Here is a 19,133-nt window from a genome sequence, read left to right on the forward strand (position 1 = left end):
GTAGAGGGCCTTCCTATTACACATCTTCTTTTTTCCAAAGAGGCCTTACATGAACGATCACTGTACGAATGACCGCTAAAACAGGAACTGATATTAATAATCCTATAATTCCTGCCACTTCTCCCCCAACTAGTAGTGCAAGCATAATAATGACAGGATGCATGCGAAGCGACTTACCAACTATATAAGGGGATAAAATGTTACTTTCTACGAATTGCAAAATAGCAATCGTAATCCCCGCTTTAATGAGTAAACTTGTTGATACCGTTGCCGCAATCATTAATGTCGGAATCGCCCCTAAAATAGGGCCAAAGTACGGTATTATATCCGTCACCCCAATAATAATCCCGAGTAACAATGGATATTTCATACCGATAAACCAAAAGGAAAGTGCAGATACGCCCCCTAATACTAAGCAAACAAATAATTGTCCTCGAATATAACTTCCAAGTGATTTATCAATTTCTTTCGCCAACATTTGCCCCGTACTACGCCACTTACTCGGAACTAGTTTCCAAAAGATATGATAAAACTCGCCGTAATCTTTTAATATGTAAAATACAATGAACGGAATTAAGAAAATAATGAGTAACGAATCCAGTACACCGCGAGCTGTGCTCATCACTTTATTTAAAAGTGCTTGTATCTTCGTCTCTACTCCAACAAAAATTTGTTTCACCTTTTCATGAATAAATGACGGGAAGTTCGCTGTTTGTTCTGTAACACCATCCATCCAAGAATCATACATTTTTGTAAACTGTGGGAATTGTTCATTGATTTCTTGTAATTGCTTAATCACAACCGGCGTTCCTTTATAAATCCCATAACCAATTCCACCAAAGAAAAGGATGTAAATGAGCAAAATAGCGAGTGTGCGCGGCATCCCTTCCTTATGAATTTTTTCGATTAAAGGATGCAATAAATACGCAATAAAACATGCAATAAGAAACGGTGTAATGGCCACTTTAAACACAAAAATAATCGGTGCCCATAGCGGCTTAATTTTTAAAAAGACGAGCAAACAAAGAAAGACAAGTAACAATAATCCTAAACGGTATATCCAAATGATTTTAAGATTCTTCACACGAAAAACCTCCTCCACCTTTATTGTGAAAATAAATAGGGTAGGTTATGTGCAAAAGTTTTAAAATCTTTTCGTGCAGACCATACTGTTTTATAAAGACGCACATATACATACATAACAAGGACAACCACCCCTGAGAACGCAACTTGAAACAATTTAATCAGGAGGGCTCATAATGGTTTTATTTATGCTCGTATTATCAGCACTTTTTATGATTCTTGAATGGATTTGTATCGGGTTTGGTATTTGGAAAGGTTTCTTTATTCGTTCCTCACGAAAAGAAAGAGCGAAGCATTTATTTCATTACGGAATGCTTGGCGTTGGATGTTACGGCCTATCTTATCTCTTCTCTGAAATTGGACTTTTATATTTGCATACAAATGCATAAAAAAACTCCCTTGTTGATGAAGGGAGTTTTTTACGCTTATAAATAAGATTTAATCATCTTACGTGCTTTTTTCATATTGCGTTTTGAAAATACATCTTGTTTGCGAGCATATTGATATGCTGCCGCTCCAACACCTAATGCGATTAATGAATTGCGTAGATTCAAAGTAAATCCCCCTTTTCCTTATCCGATTGTTCTTTCATTCTCATCAAATAAATCATCAAGAGAGCTTAACGAACCATCTTCTTCTACTTGATGCGTATGGATTTTCCCCTTTGAAACCGATAATTCGATATAACAATTCCAGCAATAAAATTGGTTGACACCTATTTTTCCAATGTCTTTCCCTTTGCAATTTGGACAAATAAACATATGGCGTTCATCTCCTTACAGTCTCCCGGATTCTATTCGCCATTATGTCCAAACTACATTCATTTATACATTGCTGGAGCCTTTCAACGTTATACGTTTGAAAGTTTCACTATATAATTTCACCTTGTTACATGAAATCATACGGTGAAATGTTTTCCACGTCCATTTCTTCGCCATTAACTGTTACCATCTGTACTTCTCCTTGTGATTCCTGCAAGCGATTAGCTAAAGTCGTTTGACGCATTGCATCATCAAGGCGATTTACACCAGACTGGAAAGCGGCTTCCTCCCCGCAAATAATAAGGAACTTCTTACTTCTTGTAATACCAGTATAAATTAAATTACGACGTAACATACGATTATAACTTTTTACTATCGGCATAATCACAATCGGAAACTCACTGCCTTGTGATTTATGAATCGAACAGCAATAGGCATGTGTAATTTGATTTAAATCTGGTTTTGTATATGTTACCTCAATTCCATCAAATGAAACGATGATCATATCTTGTTGCTCAACGTTTTCTTTCGCATAAAACACCGAAACAATTTCTCCGATATCACCATTAAACACTTGGCTCTCAGGCTGATTCACGAGTTGCAAGACTTTATCGCCTCTTCGATATACAACATCACCGTAAGCAATTTCTTTACTTTTTTCCCTTTTCGGATTAAACACTTCTTGCAACGCTTCGTTTAGTACATTAATACCGGCCGGGCCACGATACATCGGGGCCAATACTTGTACATCTCTTGCGCTAAACCCTTTTGTCTTAGCATTTTCACAAACCTTTTTAACAACCTCAACAATTTGAGCTCCTGTACAGCCGATAAATGAACGATCTTTTTGATTTTGCGCTAAATCTGGAGGGAGTGTTCCATTTTTTATCGCATGGGCAAGTTGAATAACTGATGAGCCTTCCGCCTGACGATAAATTTCAGTAAGCTTTACTGTTGGAACTGCACCTGCATTCAATAAATCTTTCAGCACTTGTCCAGGTCCTACAGATGGCAATTGATCTTCATCTCCTACAACGATAACTTGAATGTTCGTGGGCAATGACTTAAATAGCTGATTTGCAAGCCAAATATCAACCATTGAGAATTCATCAATAATGAGCAATTTCCCTTGTACCGGATCCGTTTCATTACGCTGGAAAGACCCTTCTGGCGTCCAGCCAAGTAAACGGTGAATTGTACAAGCTGGAAGACCTGTTGATTCACTCATTCGCTTCGCTGCTCTTCCTGTTGGGGCCGTTAATAATATCGGAAATGGATTATCATCACTGTATTCATTCGGATTTAACGATAACCCGTGAAGTGAAGCATACATCTCAACAATTCCTTTAATAACTGTTGTTTTCCCTGTTCCTGGTCCACCTGTTAATAACATCATCGGTTTATGAAGTGCCGTTTGAATCGCTTCTTGCTGAAACGGTGCATATTGTACGTTCAGTTGTTCTTCAATTTCACCTAATGTTTTTAACACTTCTGCTTCTGGAAATGAAGGTGTTTCTTCTTGATTCATAAGCCTGCGAATAGACTTTACAACACCTTTTTCAGAGTAGAACAGCGTCGCTAAATACACTCGCTCTTCTTCTATGATGACTTTCCCTTCACTTTGCATCATTTCAATACAGCCTACAACGTCTTCCTCAGCCACTCTTCCTTCTTGATTGTTTAAAAGTGACATCGTTTCTCTTACAAGTTGATCTTTCCTCATATAAACGTGACCAAGTTGCAGTGAAACATTCTCTAACGTGTAAAAACATCCTGCGCGTACACGGTCGTCGTGATTACCCGATATCCCTAACGCACGCCCTATATCATCCGCTCTTCCAAAACCAATCCCGTCCACTTCTTCGATAAGTTGGTACGGGTTATTACGAATCACTTCTAATGTCATCTCTTTATATTGCTGGTAAATTTTAATAGAAAGTTTCGTTCCAAAACCGTAGCCATTTAAAAAGCTCATTACTTTCTCTAATCCTTGATGTTCAACAATTGTCTCATATATTTCCTGAGCCTTTTGTTTATTAACAACACCATTTAATGCCTCAGGGTCATCCATAATTTTAGAAATAGCATGTTCTCCGAGATGATCTACAATTTTTTCAGCTGTACGCTTTCCTATTCCTTTAAATAAATCACTCGCTAAATATTGCACCATACCGGCTTTTGTTTGTGGCAATTCTTTCTTAAATGTTTCAACCATATATTGTTTTCCATACTTCGGATGGTCTTTAAAATGACCTGTCAATGTAAACACTTCATCTTCGTGCATGCGGGGAAAATGACCGTTTATCATTACTTTCTTTTCGTCGTACGTTTCATTCGTTTCAATGACTTTCATACTGACAACGGAATAGAGGTTTTCTTCGTTGTGGAAAATGGTATGAAGAACTTGCGCTTTTATAAACTTTTTCTCTTCCTCAAACAAATCCATTGCATGTTGATTTCCCATCTTTCCTCTCCTTTCCGAATTCTTTTCACTTTAATGAGCAGTACATCCCCCACCTCTTTAGATGAGGGATAACTACCCATTAAACTATATTTTCATCTTATTCAGCTTCTTGCTCTAATAAACGAACACCATTACCAGCTAAAAAGTGATCCGGCTGAATGTCAGTTGCTTTCTTAAATAAAGCAAGAGCCTTCTCGTTATTTTCTTCAAATACGTACGCAACACCTAAATTATAATACGCATCTGCATGCTCTTCATCCATTTCTAATACCTTTTCAAAGTAAGGTTTCGCCTCTTGAATATGTTCTAGTCGCGCAAAGCAAAGTCCGCATTGGAACACAGCTTCTACATCGTTTTCATCTAATTCTGTTGCTCTTTGTAAAAACGGCAGTGCAAGACGATCATTTCCAAGTTGCACATGTGTAATACCTAGCATAAATGTTACATCAGCTGATTGTAATCCAGCTTGCATCGCTTGCTCAAATACAGCTTTAGCCTCTGCAAATTGCTCTTGACCGTAATATACATTTCCTAATCCATAATATGCAGCCGCTGATTTATCATCCAACTCTAATGCACGTTTATAAAATAAAATTGCTCTCTCACTGTCACCTAGTACATCTAATAAATTTGCAAAATTAATATATCCAAGCGCATCTTTCGGATTTTCTTCGATTGCTTCTGTGAAATTTTTAGCAGCTTCTTCCCAGTTTCCTTCTTGCATATATTGAATACCTGTTTCAAGTTTATTTGACATGTCCTTCACCTCTACAACAAATTATAACAAAGAATGTATTTTCCAAGCGAACGAAAATTCTCCTTATGTAAAAGAAACCTCTAACCGCGAATCGGCAGAGGCTCCTCGTTTTATCCTAAATAATCCAATTTCTTACCGCTACGGTACACTTCATCAATTGTGGCACCGCCTAAACACTCATCTCCATCATAGAAAACAACTGCTTGTCCTGGTGTAATTGCACGAATTGGCTCGTCACAAAGAATACGAACTGTATTTTCATCAACGATTTGAACCGTTACTTTATTGTCTTCTTGACGATAACGGAATTTCGCTGTGCACTTAAATTCTTTTTCTTTCGCTTCATTACTTACCCAGCCAACATTCGTAGCAATAACTTCATCGCCATATAGAAGTTCATTATGGAATCCTTGATCAACATATAAAATGTTTTCTTTCAAGTTTTTCCCAACAGCAAACCACGGATCACCGTTACCACCAATACCAAGGCCATGACGTTGTCCAATTGTGTAGTACATTAAACCGTCATGCTTTCCTTTCACTTCGCCAGATAATGTTTGCATCACACCTGGTTGCGCTGGTAAATAGTTACTTAAGAAATCTTTAAAGTTACGCTCACCAATGAAGCAAATACCTGTACTATCTTTCTTCGCCGCTGTTGCTAAACCAGCTTCTTTCGCCATTTCACGAATTTGTGGTTTCTTCAGTTCACCAAGCGGGAACATTGTTTTTGATAATTGCTCTTGGCTTAATTGATTTAAGAAATACGTTTGGTCTTTATTGTCATCAACGCCGCGAAGCATTTTATATTCGCCGTCCATATAAGCAACGCGTGCATAATGGCCTGTTGCTACATAATCAGCACCAAGCGCAATGGCATGCTCTAAAAATGCTTTAAATTTAATTTCTTTGTTACACATTACATCTGGGTTTGGTGTACGACCAGCTCGGTACTCATCTAAGAAGTACGTAAATACTTTATCCCAGTATTGTTTTTCAAAGTTTACTGCATAATACGGAATACCAATTTGGTTACACACTTCAATTACATCATTGTAATCTTCTGTTGCTGTGCAGACACCATTCTCATCTGTATCATCCCAGTTTTTCATAAAAATTCCGATTACATCATAACCTTGCTCTTTTAATAAAAGAGCCGCTACAGATGAATCGACGCCACCGGACATCCCAATGACAACGCGTGTTTCGTGAGGTAGTTTGTTCATCTTGTCACCTCCCATGCTAATTTTGTGTTAATCGCTTCACGATTTTCACTGTTTCGTACGCCGCTTTCTCAATTTGCTCTTTCGTATTTCCAAGTCCGAAACTAAAGCGTACGGATGAACGTATTTGATCGGAGTCTTTTCCGAACATCGCTACTAATACATGTGATGGATCAATCGAACCAGCTGTACAAGCCGAACCACTTGATACTGCAATGCCAGCTAAGTCTAAGTTCACAAGAAACGGTTCGATGTTCGTTCCTGTAAAACTAATATTAAGCACATGCGGTAAGCGATATTCTAAGTTTCCGTTTACCTCGAAAGTAATGTCTTCATTTTTGAAGACAGATACCATTATATCTTTAAACTCTTCATATTGGGCATTTTTTTGCTCACGAGTTTTTTCAGCTAGCAAAATTGCATGTTGCAACCCAACGATACTCGGTACATTTTCAGTACCAGCACGGCGTTTTCTTTCTTGCTCCCCACCTATTAATAACGGTTCAAATTTCACGTTTGCACCAGCATATAGGAACCCGACACCTTTTGGTCCGTTAATTTTATGAGCCGAAATTGATAATAAATCAACACGAAACTCTTTCACATCAATTTCTACTAAACCGTAAGCTTGTACCGCATCTGTATGGAAATAAGCTTGATGATCTTTTAGCAACTTACCTATTTCCGCAATTGGTTGCATCGTCCCAACTTCATTATTCCCAAACATAATAGATACAAGAATTGTCTCTTCTGTTAATGCTTTTTGTATGTCAGAAACTTGAACGCGTCCTGTTTCATCAACAGGTAAATATGTCACTTCAAATCCTTCACGTTCTAACAATTCACACGTATGCAAAATTGCATGATGTTCAATTTGCGTCGTTATAATATGGTTACCTTTATGACGATTCGCACGTGCTACACCGATAAGCGCTAAATTATCCGCTTCCGTACCACCACTCGTAAATATAATTTCATTCGGATTCGCATGAATGCTACGTGCACATGCGCGTCTCGCCTCATCTACTGCATGGCGCGTTTGACGTCCATAAAAGTGAATACTAGACGGATTTCCGAATGTTTCTGTCATATATGGAATCATCTTTTCGACCACTTCCGGGTGAGTCGGAGATGTCGCAGCATGATCTAAATAAATGCGTTCCATTAAATCTCCTTCTTTCCAAATCGTTTCACAAGGAATTAAATGTAAAACATATAGCCCCCGTGATTTTCTTCCTCATAACGTACTAAATCTTCTAACGTTGTACTATCTAACACTTCTTGCACCGCATCACGAACACGCATCCATAATTGGCGTTGTGCTGGTTCTTCTTCTTCTATCATTTCTACAACACTAATCGGACCCTCTAATACACGGATTACATCCCCAGCTGTAATGTTAGCTGGCTGATCTGATAATACATACCCGCCATATGCTCCGCGTGTACTCTTTACTAGACGCGCGTTACGAAGTGGTGAGATTAATTGCTCTAAGTAATGTTCCGATAAATCATGTGCCTGCGCAATTGATTTTAAGGAAATTGGACCTTCACCAAACTTTTTTGCAAGATCGATCATAATTGTTAAGCCGTAACGGCCTTTCGTTGAAATCTTCATCTATTTTGCACCTCTTTTCAAATTTTCACTTCTATTGGTTATATCTTATTTATAAAAGAACACAATTTAAAATCCTATGAAATTATAGCATAATATAGTATTATAAGAAATTTCAACTTGTGTATCAAAATGATAACATAAAATCACATTGAAAAACTCGGAAATTATTACAATTGAAAGAAAAATGAAAATATTCATATTCATTTTTCCCACAAAACAGCATCCTATTTCAAATTCCACTAAAAAAAATGATACGATAGAAAGAGATTACACATTAAGGGAGACGGTAAAAATGAAACAACCACTCGCACATCGAATGCGCCCTACAAATATTCAAGAAATTATCGGACAACAACATTTAGTTGGTGAAGGAAAAATTTTATGGCGAATGGTCCAAGCAAATCATTTTCAATCTATGATTTTATATGGCCCTCCAGGCACTGGAAAAACATCCATCGCGAGCGCAATTGCAGGAAGTACCGGAACCCCTTTTCGCCTATTAAACGCTGTTACTCACAATAAAAAAGATATGGAAGTTGTCGTACAAGAGGCAAAGATGCATCGACACCTCGTTTTAATTTTAGATGAAGTACACCGTCTAGATAAAGCAAAACAGGATTTTCTATTACCTCATTTAGAAAGTGGACTCCTTACCTTAATTGGTGCGACGACGAGTAATCCGTTCCATGCTATTAATTCTGCTATTCGAAGTCGGTGTCAAATCTTCGAATTACACGCATTAACAGAAAATGATCTTTTAATTGGCTTAAAACGAGCACTTGAAGATAAAGAAAAAGGTCTTGGGGAATATGATGTAACTGTTACGCCTGAAGCATTACATCACTTCGCAAATGCATCAGGCGGAGATATGCGTTCCGCTTATAATGCACTGGAACTCGCTGTTTTATCTAGCTTTACAACTGATGACAAAGCTGCGGAAATTACGCTGGAAATCGCCGAAGAATGCTTACAAAAAAAGAGCTTCGTTCACGATAAAGGCGGAGATGCTCATTATGACGTATTATCAGCATTTCAAAAATCAGTGCGCGGAAGTGATGTAAACGCAGCACTTCACTATTTAGCACGTCTTATTGAAGCCGGTGACCTGCAAAGCATTGGTAGACGTCTTCTTATTATGGCATATGAAGATATTGGACTTGCCAGCCCGCAAGCTGGACCGCGTACACTAGCCGCAATAGAATCAGCTGAACGAGTTGGATTCCCAGAGGCACGCATACCACTTGCAAATGCCGTTATTGAGCTTTGCCTATCACCAAAATCAAACTCAGCTTATAAAGCACTTGATGCTGCCTTACACGATTTAAGGAACGGTCAAACAGGCGACATCCCAAGTCATTTAAAAGATAGTCATTACAAAGGCGCAGAGGCACTTGGAAGAGGCATTGGATACTTATATCCACACGACCATCCAAATGGTTGGGTACAGCAACAATACTTACCTGATAAAATAAAAAACAAACAATATTATAAACCGAAAATGACAGGGAAATTTGAACAAGCACTTTCTACTGTATATGAAAGATTACAAAGTTCGAATAAAACGAAAAATAAAGGGTAACATAAGCGAAAACGTCACCATTATGGAGGCTTCGCTTATGAAAACACGTCAAGATGCATGGACAAAAGAAGACGATCTCCTTTTAGCAGAAACTGTTTTACGACATATTCGCAGCGGCAGTACACAAATAAAAGCATTCGATGAAGTCGGCGATGCTTTAAACCGCACTTCCGCAGCTTGCGGTTTTAGATGGAACGCTGAAGTAAGACCGAATTATGAAGATGCGGTACAGCTTGCGAAAAAACAACGTAAAGAATTAAAGCGCTCTGAAGCTAAAATAGAAAAAGATCAGTTCACAAAAACGAAACAACTCGTAATCGATGCTGAGTTTTCAGAAGATATTGTACCAAGTAAACAAGAACTTACAATGCAAAATGTCATCTCGTTTTTGCAAAACTTGGAGCACAATAATCCTTCACTCGCAAAGTTACAAACTGAAAATGAAGTATTACAAACTCAGCTCACTTCCTTGCAAAAAACGAATGATGAGCTCGAAACTAAATTAGCTGTACTCACAAAAAAACAACAAGCAATCGAAGAAGATTATGCAATGCTCGTTAGAATTATGGATCGTGCTCGAAAACTCGTTTCAGTTGAAGAACAAGAAGAGCAGATCGCTCCCATTTTCAAGACAGATCAAAATGGAAATTTAGATATTATTTATTCTGCAGAGAATTAAAAAAGATGTCACCTAGCCCTATTTTCCGGCTAAGTGACATCCTTTTTTTGTTTCTTCGATGGATAGCGTATTGGTAAATGAAATTATATCGGCGATTTTTCGAATATATCTATCGTAACTTACAACATATCAACGATTTTTTAATTATATCGACTATTCGACAAGGAATATCGATTTACCGACAAATATTTACAAAATAAGTAGACCTGCTATACAAAGAACTCCCTGAATTAACTGGATATTTTTTACTTAAATGTTACTATAAACATATACGATTGAAAGGAGCTGATTGCCATTTCATTAGTAGCCTTCAAAATAACACTCGGTATTCTCGTTCTAACGTTAGGCCTTTTTACCATTCATAGTTTAAAAAAGACCTCAGGTTATAAATCAGACAAATATGATTATTACTTACTGGCCTTGCTTATATTTGAACTAGTAGCAATGCAAATACCCCTATTTTTTTAGCACATCTAAAAAAGCATATATCCGAAATGGATATATGCTTTCATTTTATTCTTGTCCTACACGTTTCACTTCTACATTTTTAATGCGTTCACGTACAACGTGACTTGCCATAATTAAGCCTGCCACAGATGGGACGAATGCATTTGATGAAGGTGGTAATTTCGCTTTACGAATTTTTGCATTTTCGTCTGGTACAATTTCTTTACGTACTTCTTCACGAATTACGATTGGGTTTTCGTCAGAGAAGACAACTTTTACACCTTTTTTAATACCCTCTTTACGAAGCTTCGTACGAATGACTTTCGCAATTGGATCTGTATGTGTTTTAGAGATGTCCGCAATACGGAAACGAGTTGGGTCCATTTTATTTGCTGCACCCATACTTGAGATAATTTTAATTTTACGACGTAAACATTGTTTAATTAAATGAATTTTGAACGTAATCGTATCAGATGCATCCACTACAAAGTCTAAACCGTGTTTAAAGAACTCTTCATATGTTTCATCTGTATAAAACATTTCTAGTCCAATTACTTCACACTCTGGGTTAATGTCTGCAATACGCTCTTTCATTAATTCTACTTTTGAACGTCCTACAGTAGATACTAAAGCGTGAATTTGACGGTTCACGTTTGTAATATCTACAACATCTTTATCTACTAATACGAGACGCCCAACTCCAGAACGTGCTAACGCTTCAGCTGCAAAAGAACCTACGCCGCCAATTCCTAAAATACCGACTGTACTATTTTTTAATATTTCAAGTCCTTCTTTACCGAAGGCTAATTCATTACGTGAAAATTGATGTAACATTCAGCTCTACACTCCTATTACAAAAATGGTCTACCATGTATTCTAGCGTTTTTCCGACTATTTGTATAGAAAAAGTTATAGAATTCCTAAAAATACATATTTCGAAAATAAAAACATAGTGTAAACCGGACTTTTTAAACAACCTCTCAAAAAAAGTCTAGACGGCTATAGTATAACCATCTAGACTTTTTTCTTACTTCTCTTCTTTCACGTTCAACTTTAAGTTCAGTTCTTCAAGCTGTGCTTCTGCAACTGGGCTTGGAGCTTCTGTTAATAAGCAGCTTGCGCTTGCTGTTTTTGGGAATGCAATTGTATCACGAAGGTTTGTACGACCTGCAAGTAACATAACAAGACGGTCTAAACCTAATGCAATACCACCGTGTGGTGGAGTACCGTATTCGAATGCTTCTAATAAGAATCCGAATTGCTCTTGCGCTTCTTCTTGTGAGAATCCAAGTGCTTTGAACATTTTTTCTTGTACGTCACGCTCGTAAATACGAAGTGATCCACCACCAAGCTCGTAACCGTTTAATACAAGGTCATATGCTTGTGCACGTGCTTTTTCTGGTGCTGTTTCTAATAGCTCAACATCTTCACGGAATGGCATTGTGAATGGGTGGTGAGCTGCGAAGTAACGATCTGCATCTTCATCATACTCAAGAAGCGGCCAATCCGTTACCCATAGGAAGTTATATTTACTTTCGTCAATTAACCCAAGCTCTTTACCTAGACGTAAACGAAGTGCACCTAAGCTATCTGCAACAACGCTCTTCTTATCTGCTACGAATAGTAATAAATCACCAGCAGTAGCTTCTAATGTAGTCATTAACACGTTTGCATCTTCTTCACCGAAGAATTTCGCGATCGGTCCTTTTAAGCCGTCTTCTTCCACTTTAAGCCAAGCTAAACCTTTTGCACCGTATACTTTTACAAATTCAGTTAATGCATCGATGTCTTTACGAGAGTACTTGCTCGCAGCACCTTTTGCATTAATTGCTTTTACTTGTCCGCCGCTTTCTACAGCACTTGTAAACACTTTAAATCCACAACCTGCTGCAAACTCAGATAAGTCTGTTAGTTCCATTTCAAAGCGTGTATCTGGCTTATCAGAACCGTAACGAGCCATTGCATCAGCGTAAGTCATACGAGGGAATGGTGCACTAATCTCTACACCTTTCGCATCCTTCATAACTTTCGTCATCATGCGCTCCATCATATCTAAAATTTCTTCTTGTGTTAAGAATGAAGCTTCAATATCGATTTGCGTAAATTCTGGCTGACGGTCCGCACGTAAATCTTCGTCACGGAAACAGCGTGCTACTTGATAGTAACGCTCAAATCCGCCGACCATAAGAAGCTGTTTAAATAGCTGTGGAGACTGTGGTAACGCATAAAACTCACCATCATGTACACGACTTGGTACTAAATAATCACGAGCTCCTTCTGGCGTGCTCTTCGTTAAAATTGGTGTTTCTACTTCTAAGAACTCTTCTGTATCTAAGAAATTACGAATTGTTTTTGTTACGTCATGACGCATTTTGAATGTATTGAACATTACAGGACGACGTAAGTCTAAATAACGATATTTTAAACGCACATCTTCTGATGCATCTGTATCATCAGCAATAATGATTGGCGTTGTTTTCGCTGCGTTTAATACGTTTACCTTTGTTGCTTGTACTTCAATACGACCAGTTGCCATATTGTCATTAATTGCGCCTTCACCACGCTCAACAACTGTACCTTCTACGTGTAATACGTATTCGCTACGAATTGCTTCTGCTACTTCTAGCGCTTCTTTTGATGTTTCTGGGTTAAATACAACTTGTACGATACCTGTACGGTCACGTAAGTCGATAAAGATTAATCCACCTAAATCACGGCGTTTTTGTACCCAACCTTTTAATTGAACTGTTTGTCCAACTGCTTCTACTGTTACTTTTCCACATGCATGTGTTCTTTCAGCCACTGTAAGTTCCCCCTATATTAATTTCTCTGCTACGTATGAAGCAAATACATCTAACGCCACTTCTTCTTGTTCGCCTGTTGCCATATCTTTTAAGTTAATGATGCCTTTATCTAGCTCATCTTCCCCTAATACAGCTACAAATTTCGCTTTTAGACGATCTGCTGATTTAAATTGTGCTTTCATTTTGCGGTCTAAATAATCTTTTTCAACTGATAATCCAGCTTTACGAAGATCAAACGCAACTTTTGCAGCATGGTCTTTCGCTTTTTCACCAAGCGCTACAACGTAACAATCAATGCTATGTTCAATTGGTAATTCAATGTTTTCAGCTTTTAGCGCCATAATTAAACGTTCAATACTCATCGCAAAACCGATACCTGGCATTTCTGGTCCACCGATTTCTTGTACAAGTCCGTTGTAACGTCCACCACCGCTTAATGTAGTAATAGCACCGAAACCTTCTGCTTCACTCATAATTTCAAAAACAGTGTGCTGGTAGTAGTCTAAACCACGTACTAAGTTCGGATCTTTTTCAAATGGAACATCCATCATCGTTAATAGTTCTTGAACTTTTTCGTAGTATACTGCTGAATCTTCATTTAAGTATTCTGTAATAGATGGTGCTGTTCCCATTAATTCATGGTTACGGTCCTTCTTACAATCTAAAATTCGAAGAGGGTTCTTTTCTAAACGAGATTGACAGTCAGAACAGAACTCACCGATACGTGGCTCAAAGTGTGCGATTAACGCATCACGGTGCGCTTGACGGCTCGCCGCATCACCTAAGCTGTTTAATACAACTTTAATATTTTTTAAGCCCATGCCGCGGTAAAACTCTACAGCAAGTGCAATTACTTCTGCATCAATTGCAGGGTCGTTACTACCGATTGCTTCAATACCAAATTGTACGAATTGACGATAGCGACCTGCTTGCGGTCTTTCGTAACGGAACATTTGACCGATATAATATAATTTCGTTGGTTGTGTTGCGTCACCGAACATTTTATTTTCAACGTAAGAACGTACAACAGGTGCAGTACCTTCTGGACGTAATGTTAAACTACGCTCTCCACGATCTTGGAATGAGTACATTTCTTTTTGTACGATATCTGTCGTATCACCAACACCACGTAAAAATAGCTCCGTGTGTTCAAAAATTGGTGTACGAATTTCTTTATAATTGTAACGACGGCAAATTTCGCGTGCTTGCCCTTCGATATACTGCCATAACTCAACAGTGCCTGGAAGAATATCTTGCGTTCCGCGTGGGATTTGAATAGACATATTCAGTTCCTCCTCAAATTGTTTTAATCTTAATAAAAATAAAAAAACTCCCGCCTCTACTGTTTGAACAGTAGGGACGAGAGTATTATACCCGTGGTGCCACCCTAATTGAAGCACGTATGCTTCCACTTTTTTAATAACGCTTAAATGTGCGTTCATCCCTACTAAGCGTATATGCCGTTCAAGTTGAAACCTCTAGAGTGTCATTCAATCAGTCATCATGTAGAAATGTTTTCAGCCTAAGACATTTCTTCTCTTTCCATGTGTGTCTCATTTACTCTTCTCTATCAACGGTTATATTCATATGTAAATATAAAATTACTATACGTTTGTTCAGTAGGATTGTCAAGTGCTCTAAGAGCGTTCAATCTGCTTCTTTAGACGCTTTACATCTTGAAGAGAAATGCCAAACTCAGAAGCAAGCTCCATCGAAGTATTGTTTTGCTCTTTTGAAATAAAATCATGAAAATTCACGTTAAACAGTTGATTTGCACCATTTGTAACAGAATGCCCTTTTTCATTCATACGCATACGTATATCCCTCACATTCAATATGGATGTTTTACTTTTTATTGTTCCATATTGATTAGAGAGTTATACATAAACGAAAAAGCTATTGACTCAAAATAAACATTAGTATTATTGTATTTATAATAATTAGCCAGTCCACTCGCTAGCATATGATGCTTCAAATGAATATAACAACACTGCAATACCTAGCCCAAATACGATCATTTCTAACATTACATGTAATATACCTTGCACTTCCCTTTCTTCCACAGGAAATAAAGCATACATTAAACTACTTCTACACACTGATTCAATATACGAACCAACGCCTCTGGATTAGTTTCCATTACCCAATGCCCACCAACTTCAATAGAAAAAACTTCCCATTTTCTATCCCTTGCTTTTTTTGCTGATTCTAAAAAGATAGGCGTCATTGGCCAATGTTCTGGATTATCCTTTACTTCTACGTATATATGAGGTATAAGTTGCGCTTTAGAGTTTTTTATTTCAATCGATTGTGTAAAAGCCAACAATGACATCGCTGATTTTTTTTCATCTATTATATTTCTAGGAAGAACACGCCATCCTTCCCCGTATACCTTTACTTCTTCTATAAAATGTGCGGCCATTTCCGGCCCAGAAATATCCATAACAGAATCACCATTTTCCGGAAGCATTGCATCCACGTATACTAACTCTTTAATAAACTCGGGAATCTCTTCTGCTACACCTGTAATTACCATACCAGAATAACTATGCCCTACTAAAATTACATCTCTTAGACCCTCATATTTAATAGTATTAACAATGTCTTGAATAAATGTTTTCAGCCCTATATTAGGTTGCATAAGATGTGTTCGTTCCCCAAGTCCAGTTAATGTAGGAGTATATACACTATGACCCTGTTCCCTTAAAAGTTTAGCTAGTTTTTTCCAAACATAACCGCCATCCCATGCTCCATGAACGAGTACAAATGTTTCCATAAGATTTACCTCCCATAATCCCCCGATTATATCGTTTATTTTCTTAACTATCATAACAATAACTAGAAAAATATACCATTAAAAACCACAAAAGAAGAGAGGGGCTCATCCCCTCTCTTCTTCAGCAACACTATTTACTTTCCACAATTAAGGTCACCGGACCATCATTGATTAAAGAAACATCCATCATTGCTCCGAACTTCCCTGTTTCTACATGCAATCCTTGCTTACGTACTTCTTCATTAAAGAAATCATATAAACGCTCTGCATAGTCAGGTTTAGCTGCATCCATAAAGTTTGGACGTCTTCCTTTGCGGCAATCTCCGTATAATGTGAATTGCGAAATGGATAGAACTTGTCCTTCTACATCAAGTACAGAATGGTTCATCTTTCCGCTCTCATCTTCAAAAATACGTAAGTTCGCAATTTTTTCTGCAATGTAAGTTGCATCTTTTTCTGTATCTTCATGCGTAATGCCAACTAGTAATGTTAAACCGAACGGAATTTGTCCTACGATCTCACCGTCTACTGTGACAGACGCTTCCTTTGATCGTTGTAAAACAACTCTCATCTTTTCTACACTCCCTATTAATGCATCATGCGTCGTACTGCATAAATTTCTGGAACACGTTTAATGCGTTCTACTACTTTTTTCAAGTGCTGTAAGTTACGAATAGAGATTGACATATTAATTGTCGCCATCTTATTACGGTCACTTCTACCAGAAACTGCCGAAATGTACGTTTTCGTCTCTGTAACAGCTTGTAATACTTCATTTAATAAACCACGGCGATCGTAACCTGAAATTTCAATATCAACGTTATACTCAATTTCTTTTTCAGGGCTACCTTCCCACTCTACTTCTAATAAACGTTCTATAGCTTCTTCTGTATGAACATTTACACAGTCACGGCGGTGAATCGATACGCCTCGGCCTTTCGTAATATACCCAACGATATCATCACCAGGTACTGGGTTACAGCATTTTGATAAACGAATTAATAAATTATCTGCACCACTTACTTTAACGCCAGAATCCCATTTTCGAATTTTCATCGGTTTACGAACTTCTTTAACTTCAACAATCTCTTCTTCTTCACGTTGCTTACGGAACTTGTCCGTTAGTCGCGTAACAATTTGCGATGCAGTGATGCCATTATATCCAACTGCCGCAAACATATCTTCTTCATTTGCAAAGTTGAATTTTTCAGCAACTCGTTTTAAATTATCAGGAGCTAACACTTCTTTCATCTCATACTCTAGGCTACGCACTTCTTTCTCAACAAGTTCACGGCCTTTTTCAATATTTTCATCTCTACGTTGTTTCTTAAAGAACTGACGTATTTTGTTTTTTGCATGAGATGTTTGAGCAAGTTTCACCCAATCTTGACTTGGTCCATACGAATGTTTCGATGTTAAAATCTCAATGATGTCACCTGTTTTTAATTTATAATCAAGTGTCACCATTTTCCCGTTTACTTTTGCACCAATTGTTTTATTTCCAATTTCTGAATGCACACGATATGCAAAGTCAATTGGAACAGATCCAAGTGGTAATTCCATTACATCGCCTTTCGGTGTAAAGACGAATACCATGTCAGAGAATAAATCAATTTTTAATGACTCCATAAACTCTTCTGCATTAGAAGCTTCATTTTGCCATTCTAATATTTGACGGAACCATGTAAGTTTCTTCTCTAATGTACCTGCTGTTTCTGCTGTTTTTCCTTCTTTATACGCCCAGTGTGCCGCGATCCCGAATTCTGCGATCTCATGCATTTCTTTCGTACGAATTTGCACTTCAAGCGGATCACCTTTCGGCCCAATTACAGTCGTATGAAGAGATTGATATAGATTTGCTTTCGGCATTGCAATATAATCTTTAAAACGACCTGGCATCGGCTTCCAGCACGTATGAATAATTCCAAGTACTGCATAACAATCTTTAATACTATTTACAACGACACGTACAGCTAATAAATCATAAATTTCATTGAACTGTTTATTTTGCAGTGCCATTTTACGATAAATGCTGTAAATATGTTTTGGTCTTCCAGAAATTTCAGGTTGAATTGCAACTTCATCTAATTTCTCACGAATACCAGTCATTACTTCCTCTAAATACTCTTCACGTTCTGCACGTTTACGCTTCATTAAATTTACAATACGATAATATTGCTGTGGATTTAAGTAGCGAAGTGACGTATCCTCTAGCTCCCATTTAATAGTACTAATTCCGAGTCTATGTGCTAAAGGTGCAAAGATTTCTAACGTTTCATTCGCAATGCGACGCTGCTTCTCTTGAGGCAAATGTTTCAATGTACGCATGTTATGAAGACGATCGGCTAGTTTAATTAAAATAACTCGAATATCTTGAGCCATTGCAATAAACATTTTGCGATGGTTTTCTGCTTGTTGTTGCTCATGAGATTTATATTTAATCTTTCCGAGCTTTGTCACACCATCGACAAGCATAGCAATTTCTTTATTAAATTCCCGTTCAATATCTTCTAATGTAATCTCTGTATCTTCTACTACATCATGTAAGAAACCTGCTGATACTGTAGCTGGATCCATGTGTAAATCAACTAAAATACCTGCAACTTGAATTGGATGAATAATGTATGGTTCACCCGATTTTCTGTATTGTTCGCTATGCGCATCGCGTGCATATTCATAGGCACGTGCTACTAGCTCAATATCTTCATCCACTAAATATTGACTTGCTTTCTCGAGTACCTGTTCAGCTGTTAGTACCTGCTCATTTGCCATCGAATCACCTTTTATTGAAAATTGACTTTATCTTTATTGAATAGAATAAATTATATTCTATCATTATAACCCAATGATTGTGAATTGTGAAAAGGAAAAGATTTTACTGACATTTCACTATAATTTTTTGTTCAATTATACAAAAGTACCCGCTCCTCTCCAAGAGATTCA

Annotated in this window: 18 protein-coding genes, 1 pseudogene and 1 other annotated feature; of the genes and pseudogenes, 3 read left to right on the top strand and 16 right to left on the bottom strand. The window is 37.6% G+C overall.

The features are described from left to right. Window positions 1–16: 16 nt before the first annotated feature. A complete protein-coding gene (locus MR079_RS13450; protein ID WP_139866560.1) occupies window positions 17–1,084 on the bottom strand; it encodes an AI-2E family transporter in 1,068 nt (355 codons plus the stop codon). Between the two features lie 175 nt (window positions 1,085–1,259). On the opposite strand from MR079_RS13450, the gene MR079_RS13455 reads away from it, so the two are divergent. Continuing rightward, window positions 1,260–1,472, top strand: coding sequence for a hypothetical protein (locus MR079_RS13455; protein ID WP_000242550.1), 213 nt, complete (start codon window positions 1,260–1,262; stop codon window positions 1,470–1,472). A 36-nt stretch (window positions 1,473–1,508) separates the two neighbouring features. Here MR079_RS13455 and MR079_RS13460 read toward each other — a convergent pair whose 3' ends face one another. The 7 genes from MR079_RS13460 to cymR all read right to left on the bottom strand — a co-directional run bounded on the left by MR079_RS13460 (window position 1,509) and on the right by cymR (window position 7,905). Then, the gene (locus MR079_RS13460) at window positions 1,509–1,637 is read right to left on the bottom strand and encodes a YrzQ family protein (protein WP_001053553.1); all 129 of its coding nucleotides are present in this window, start codon (window positions 1,635–1,637) and stop codon (window positions 1,509–1,511) included. Window positions 1,638–1,655: 18 nt separating this feature from the next. Further along, window positions 1,656–1,844, bottom strand: a complete 189-nt coding sequence (locus MR079_RS13465; RefSeq protein ID WP_000469281.1) for a hypothetical protein — start codon at window positions 1,842–1,844, stop codon at window positions 1,656–1,658. A 127-nt stretch (window positions 1,845–1,971) separates the two neighbouring features. After that, window positions 1,972–4,308, bottom strand: coding sequence for an SF1B family DNA helicase RecD2 (gene recD2, locus MR079_RS13470; protein ID WP_087954231.1), 2,337 nt, complete (start codon window positions 4,306–4,308; stop codon window positions 1,972–1,974). 97 nt (window positions 4,309–4,405) lie between these two features. Next, on the bottom strand, window positions 4,406–5,065 hold the full coding sequence (locus tag MR079_RS13475; RefSeq protein ID WP_139866558.1) for a tetratricopeptide repeat protein: 660 nt from the start codon (window positions 5,063–5,065) through the stop codon (window positions 4,406–4,408). Between the two features lie 110 nt (window positions 5,066–5,175). Continuing rightward, window positions 5,176–6,291, bottom strand: coding sequence for a tRNA 2-thiouridine(34) synthase MnmA (gene mnmA, locus MR079_RS13480; protein WP_001038006.1), 1,116 nt, complete (start codon window positions 6,289–6,291; stop codon window positions 5,176–5,178). A gap of 16 nt (window positions 6,292–6,307) precedes the next feature. After that, window positions 6,308–7,453 (bottom strand): cysteine desulfurase family protein, encoded by a 1,146-nt coding sequence (locus MR079_RS13485; protein WP_139866556.1) that lies wholly within the window; start codon window positions 7,451–7,453, stop codon window positions 6,308–6,310. 35 nt (window positions 7,454–7,488) lie between these two features. Continuing rightward, on the bottom strand, window positions 7,489–7,905 hold the full coding sequence (cymR, locus tag MR079_RS13490) for a cysteine metabolism transcriptional regulator CymR (RefSeq protein ID WP_000704116.1): 417 nt from the start codon (window positions 7,903–7,905) through the stop codon (window positions 7,489–7,491). Window positions 7,906–8,197: 292 nt separating this feature from the next. On the opposite strand from cymR, the gene MR079_RS13495 reads away from it, so the two are divergent. After that, complete coding sequence (locus MR079_RS13495; protein WP_139866554.1) at window positions 8,198–9,484, top strand: replication-associated recombination protein A; 1,287 nt, start codon at window positions 8,198–8,200, stop codon at window positions 9,482–9,484. Between the two features lie 37 nt (window positions 9,485–9,521). Then, the gene (locus MR079_RS13500; RefSeq protein ID WP_000857700.1) at window positions 9,522–10,163 is read left to right on the top strand and encodes an RsfA family transcriptional regulator; all 642 of its coding nucleotides are present in this window, start codon (window positions 9,522–9,524) and stop codon (window positions 10,161–10,163) included. A gap of 513 nt (window positions 10,164–10,676) precedes the next feature. On the opposite strand, the gene MR079_RS13505 is transcribed toward MR079_RS13500, so the two are convergent. From MR079_RS13505 to relA, 8 genes and pseudogenes are all read right to left on the bottom strand, one after another. Continuing rightward, on the bottom strand, window positions 10,677–11,444 hold the full coding sequence (locus tag MR079_RS13505) for a tRNA threonylcarbamoyladenosine dehydratase (RefSeq protein ID WP_000903177.1): 768 nt from the start codon (window positions 11,442–11,444) through the stop codon (window positions 10,677–10,679). 193 nt (window positions 11,445–11,637) lie between these two features. Continuing rightward, window positions 11,638–13,413 (bottom strand): aspartate--tRNA ligase, encoded by a 1,776-nt coding sequence (gene aspS / locus MR079_RS13510; RefSeq protein ID WP_242294134.1) that lies wholly within the window; start codon window positions 13,411–13,413, stop codon window positions 11,638–11,640. A 12-nt stretch (window positions 13,414–13,425) separates the two neighbouring features. Further along, entirely contained in the window at window positions 13,426–14,697 is a 1,272-nt protein-coding gene (gene hisS / locus MR079_RS13515) for a histidine--tRNA ligase (protein ID WP_000027087.1), read from the bottom strand. A gap of 69 nt (window positions 14,698–14,766) precedes the next feature. Next, window positions 14,767–14,997, bottom strand: a binding site (T-box leader). A 54-nt stretch (window positions 14,998–15,051) separates the two neighbouring features. After that, the gene (locus MR079_RS13520) at window positions 15,052–15,228 is read right to left on the bottom strand and encodes a hypothetical protein (RefSeq protein WP_001242605.1); all 177 of its coding nucleotides are present in this window, start codon (window positions 15,226–15,228) and stop codon (window positions 15,052–15,054) included. Window positions 15,229–15,310: 82 nt separating this feature from the next. Beyond that, a pseudogene (locus tag MR079_RS13525) lies at window positions 15,311–15,480 on the bottom strand (YrdB family protein); the annotation flags it as partial. A 14-nt stretch (window positions 15,481–15,494) separates the two neighbouring features. Then, window positions 15,495–16,190: an alpha/beta fold hydrolase gene (locus MR079_RS13530; protein ID WP_139866550.1), complete on the bottom strand. Its 696-nt coding sequence runs from the start codon at window positions 16,188–16,190 to the stop codon at window positions 15,495–15,497. A 130-nt stretch (window positions 16,191–16,320) separates the two neighbouring features. Beyond that, entirely contained in the window at window positions 16,321–16,761 is a 441-nt protein-coding gene (locus MR079_RS13535) for a D-tyrosyl-tRNA(Tyr) deacylase (RefSeq protein ID WP_001266956.1), read from the bottom strand. 17 nt (window positions 16,762–16,778) lie between these two features. Beyond that, window positions 16,779–18,962 (bottom strand): GTP diphosphokinase, encoded by a 2,184-nt coding sequence (gene relA, locus MR079_RS13540; RefSeq protein ID WP_001262814.1) that lies wholly within the window; start codon window positions 18,960–18,962, stop codon window positions 16,779–16,781. Window positions 18,963–19,133 lie beyond the last annotated feature (171 nt).

Source organism: Bacillus cereus group sp. BfR-BA-01381, assembly GCF_022663555.1.
In the GTDB taxonomy this organism is placed as follows: Bacteria; Bacillota; Bacilli; order Bacillales; family Bacillaceae_G; genus Bacillus_A; species Bacillus_A pacificus.

Bases quoted from the DNA above. Each gene is read 5' to 3' on its own strand.
- MR079_RS13455 (WP_000242550.1), top strand. From the start codon at position 1,260: ATGGTTTTATTTATGCTCGTATTATCAGCACTTTTTATGATTCTTGAA.
- MR079_RS13465 (WP_000469281.1), bottom strand. From the start codon at position 1,844: ATGTTTATTTGTCCAAATTGCAAAGGGAAAGACATTGGAAAAATAGGT.
- recD2 (WP_087954231.1), bottom strand. From the start codon at position 4,308: ATGGGAAATCAACATGCAATGGATTTGTTTGAGGAAGAGAAAAAGTTT.
- MR079_RS13475 (WP_139866558.1), bottom strand. From the start codon at position 5,065: ATGTCAAATAAACTTGAAACAGGTATTCAATATATGCAAGAAGGAAAC.
- mnmA (WP_001038006.1), bottom strand. From the start codon at position 6,291: ATGAACAAACTACCTCACGAAACACGCGTTGTCATTGGGATGTCCGGT.
- MR079_RS13485 (WP_139866556.1), bottom strand. From the start codon at position 7,453: ATGGAACGCATTTATTTAGATCATGCTGCGACATCTCCGACTCACCCG.
- cymR (WP_000704116.1), bottom strand. From the start codon at position 7,905: ATGAAGATTTCAACGAAAGGCCGTTACGGCTTAACAATTATGATCGAT.
- MR079_RS13495 (WP_139866554.1), top strand. From the start codon at position 8,198: ATGAAACAACCACTCGCACATCGAATGCGCCCTACAAATATTCAAGAA.
- MR079_RS13500 (WP_000857700.1), top strand. From the start codon at position 9,522: ATGAAAACACGTCAAGATGCATGGACAAAAGAAGACGATCTCCTTTTA.
- MR079_RS13505 (WP_000903177.1), bottom strand. From the start codon at position 11,444: ATGTTACATCAATTTTCACGTAATGAATTAGCCTTCGGTAAAGAAGGA.
- hisS (WP_000027087.1), bottom strand. From the start codon at position 14,697: ATGTCTATTCAAATCCCACGCGGAACGCAAGATATTCTTCCAGGCACT.
- MR079_RS13520 (WP_001242605.1), bottom strand. From the start codon at position 15,228: ATGCGTATGAATGAAAAAGGGCATTCTGTTACAAATGGTGCAAATCAA.
- MR079_RS13530 (WP_139866550.1), bottom strand. From the start codon at position 16,190: ATGGAAACATTTGTACTCGTTCATGGAGCATGGGATGGCGGTTATGTT.
- MR079_RS13535 (WP_001266956.1), bottom strand. From the start codon at position 16,761: ATGAGAGTTGTTTTACAACGATCAAAGGAAGCGTCTGTCACAGTAGAC.
- relA (WP_001262814.1), bottom strand. From the start codon at position 18,962: ATGGCAAATGAGCAGGTACTAACAGCTGAACAGGTACTCGAGAAAGCA.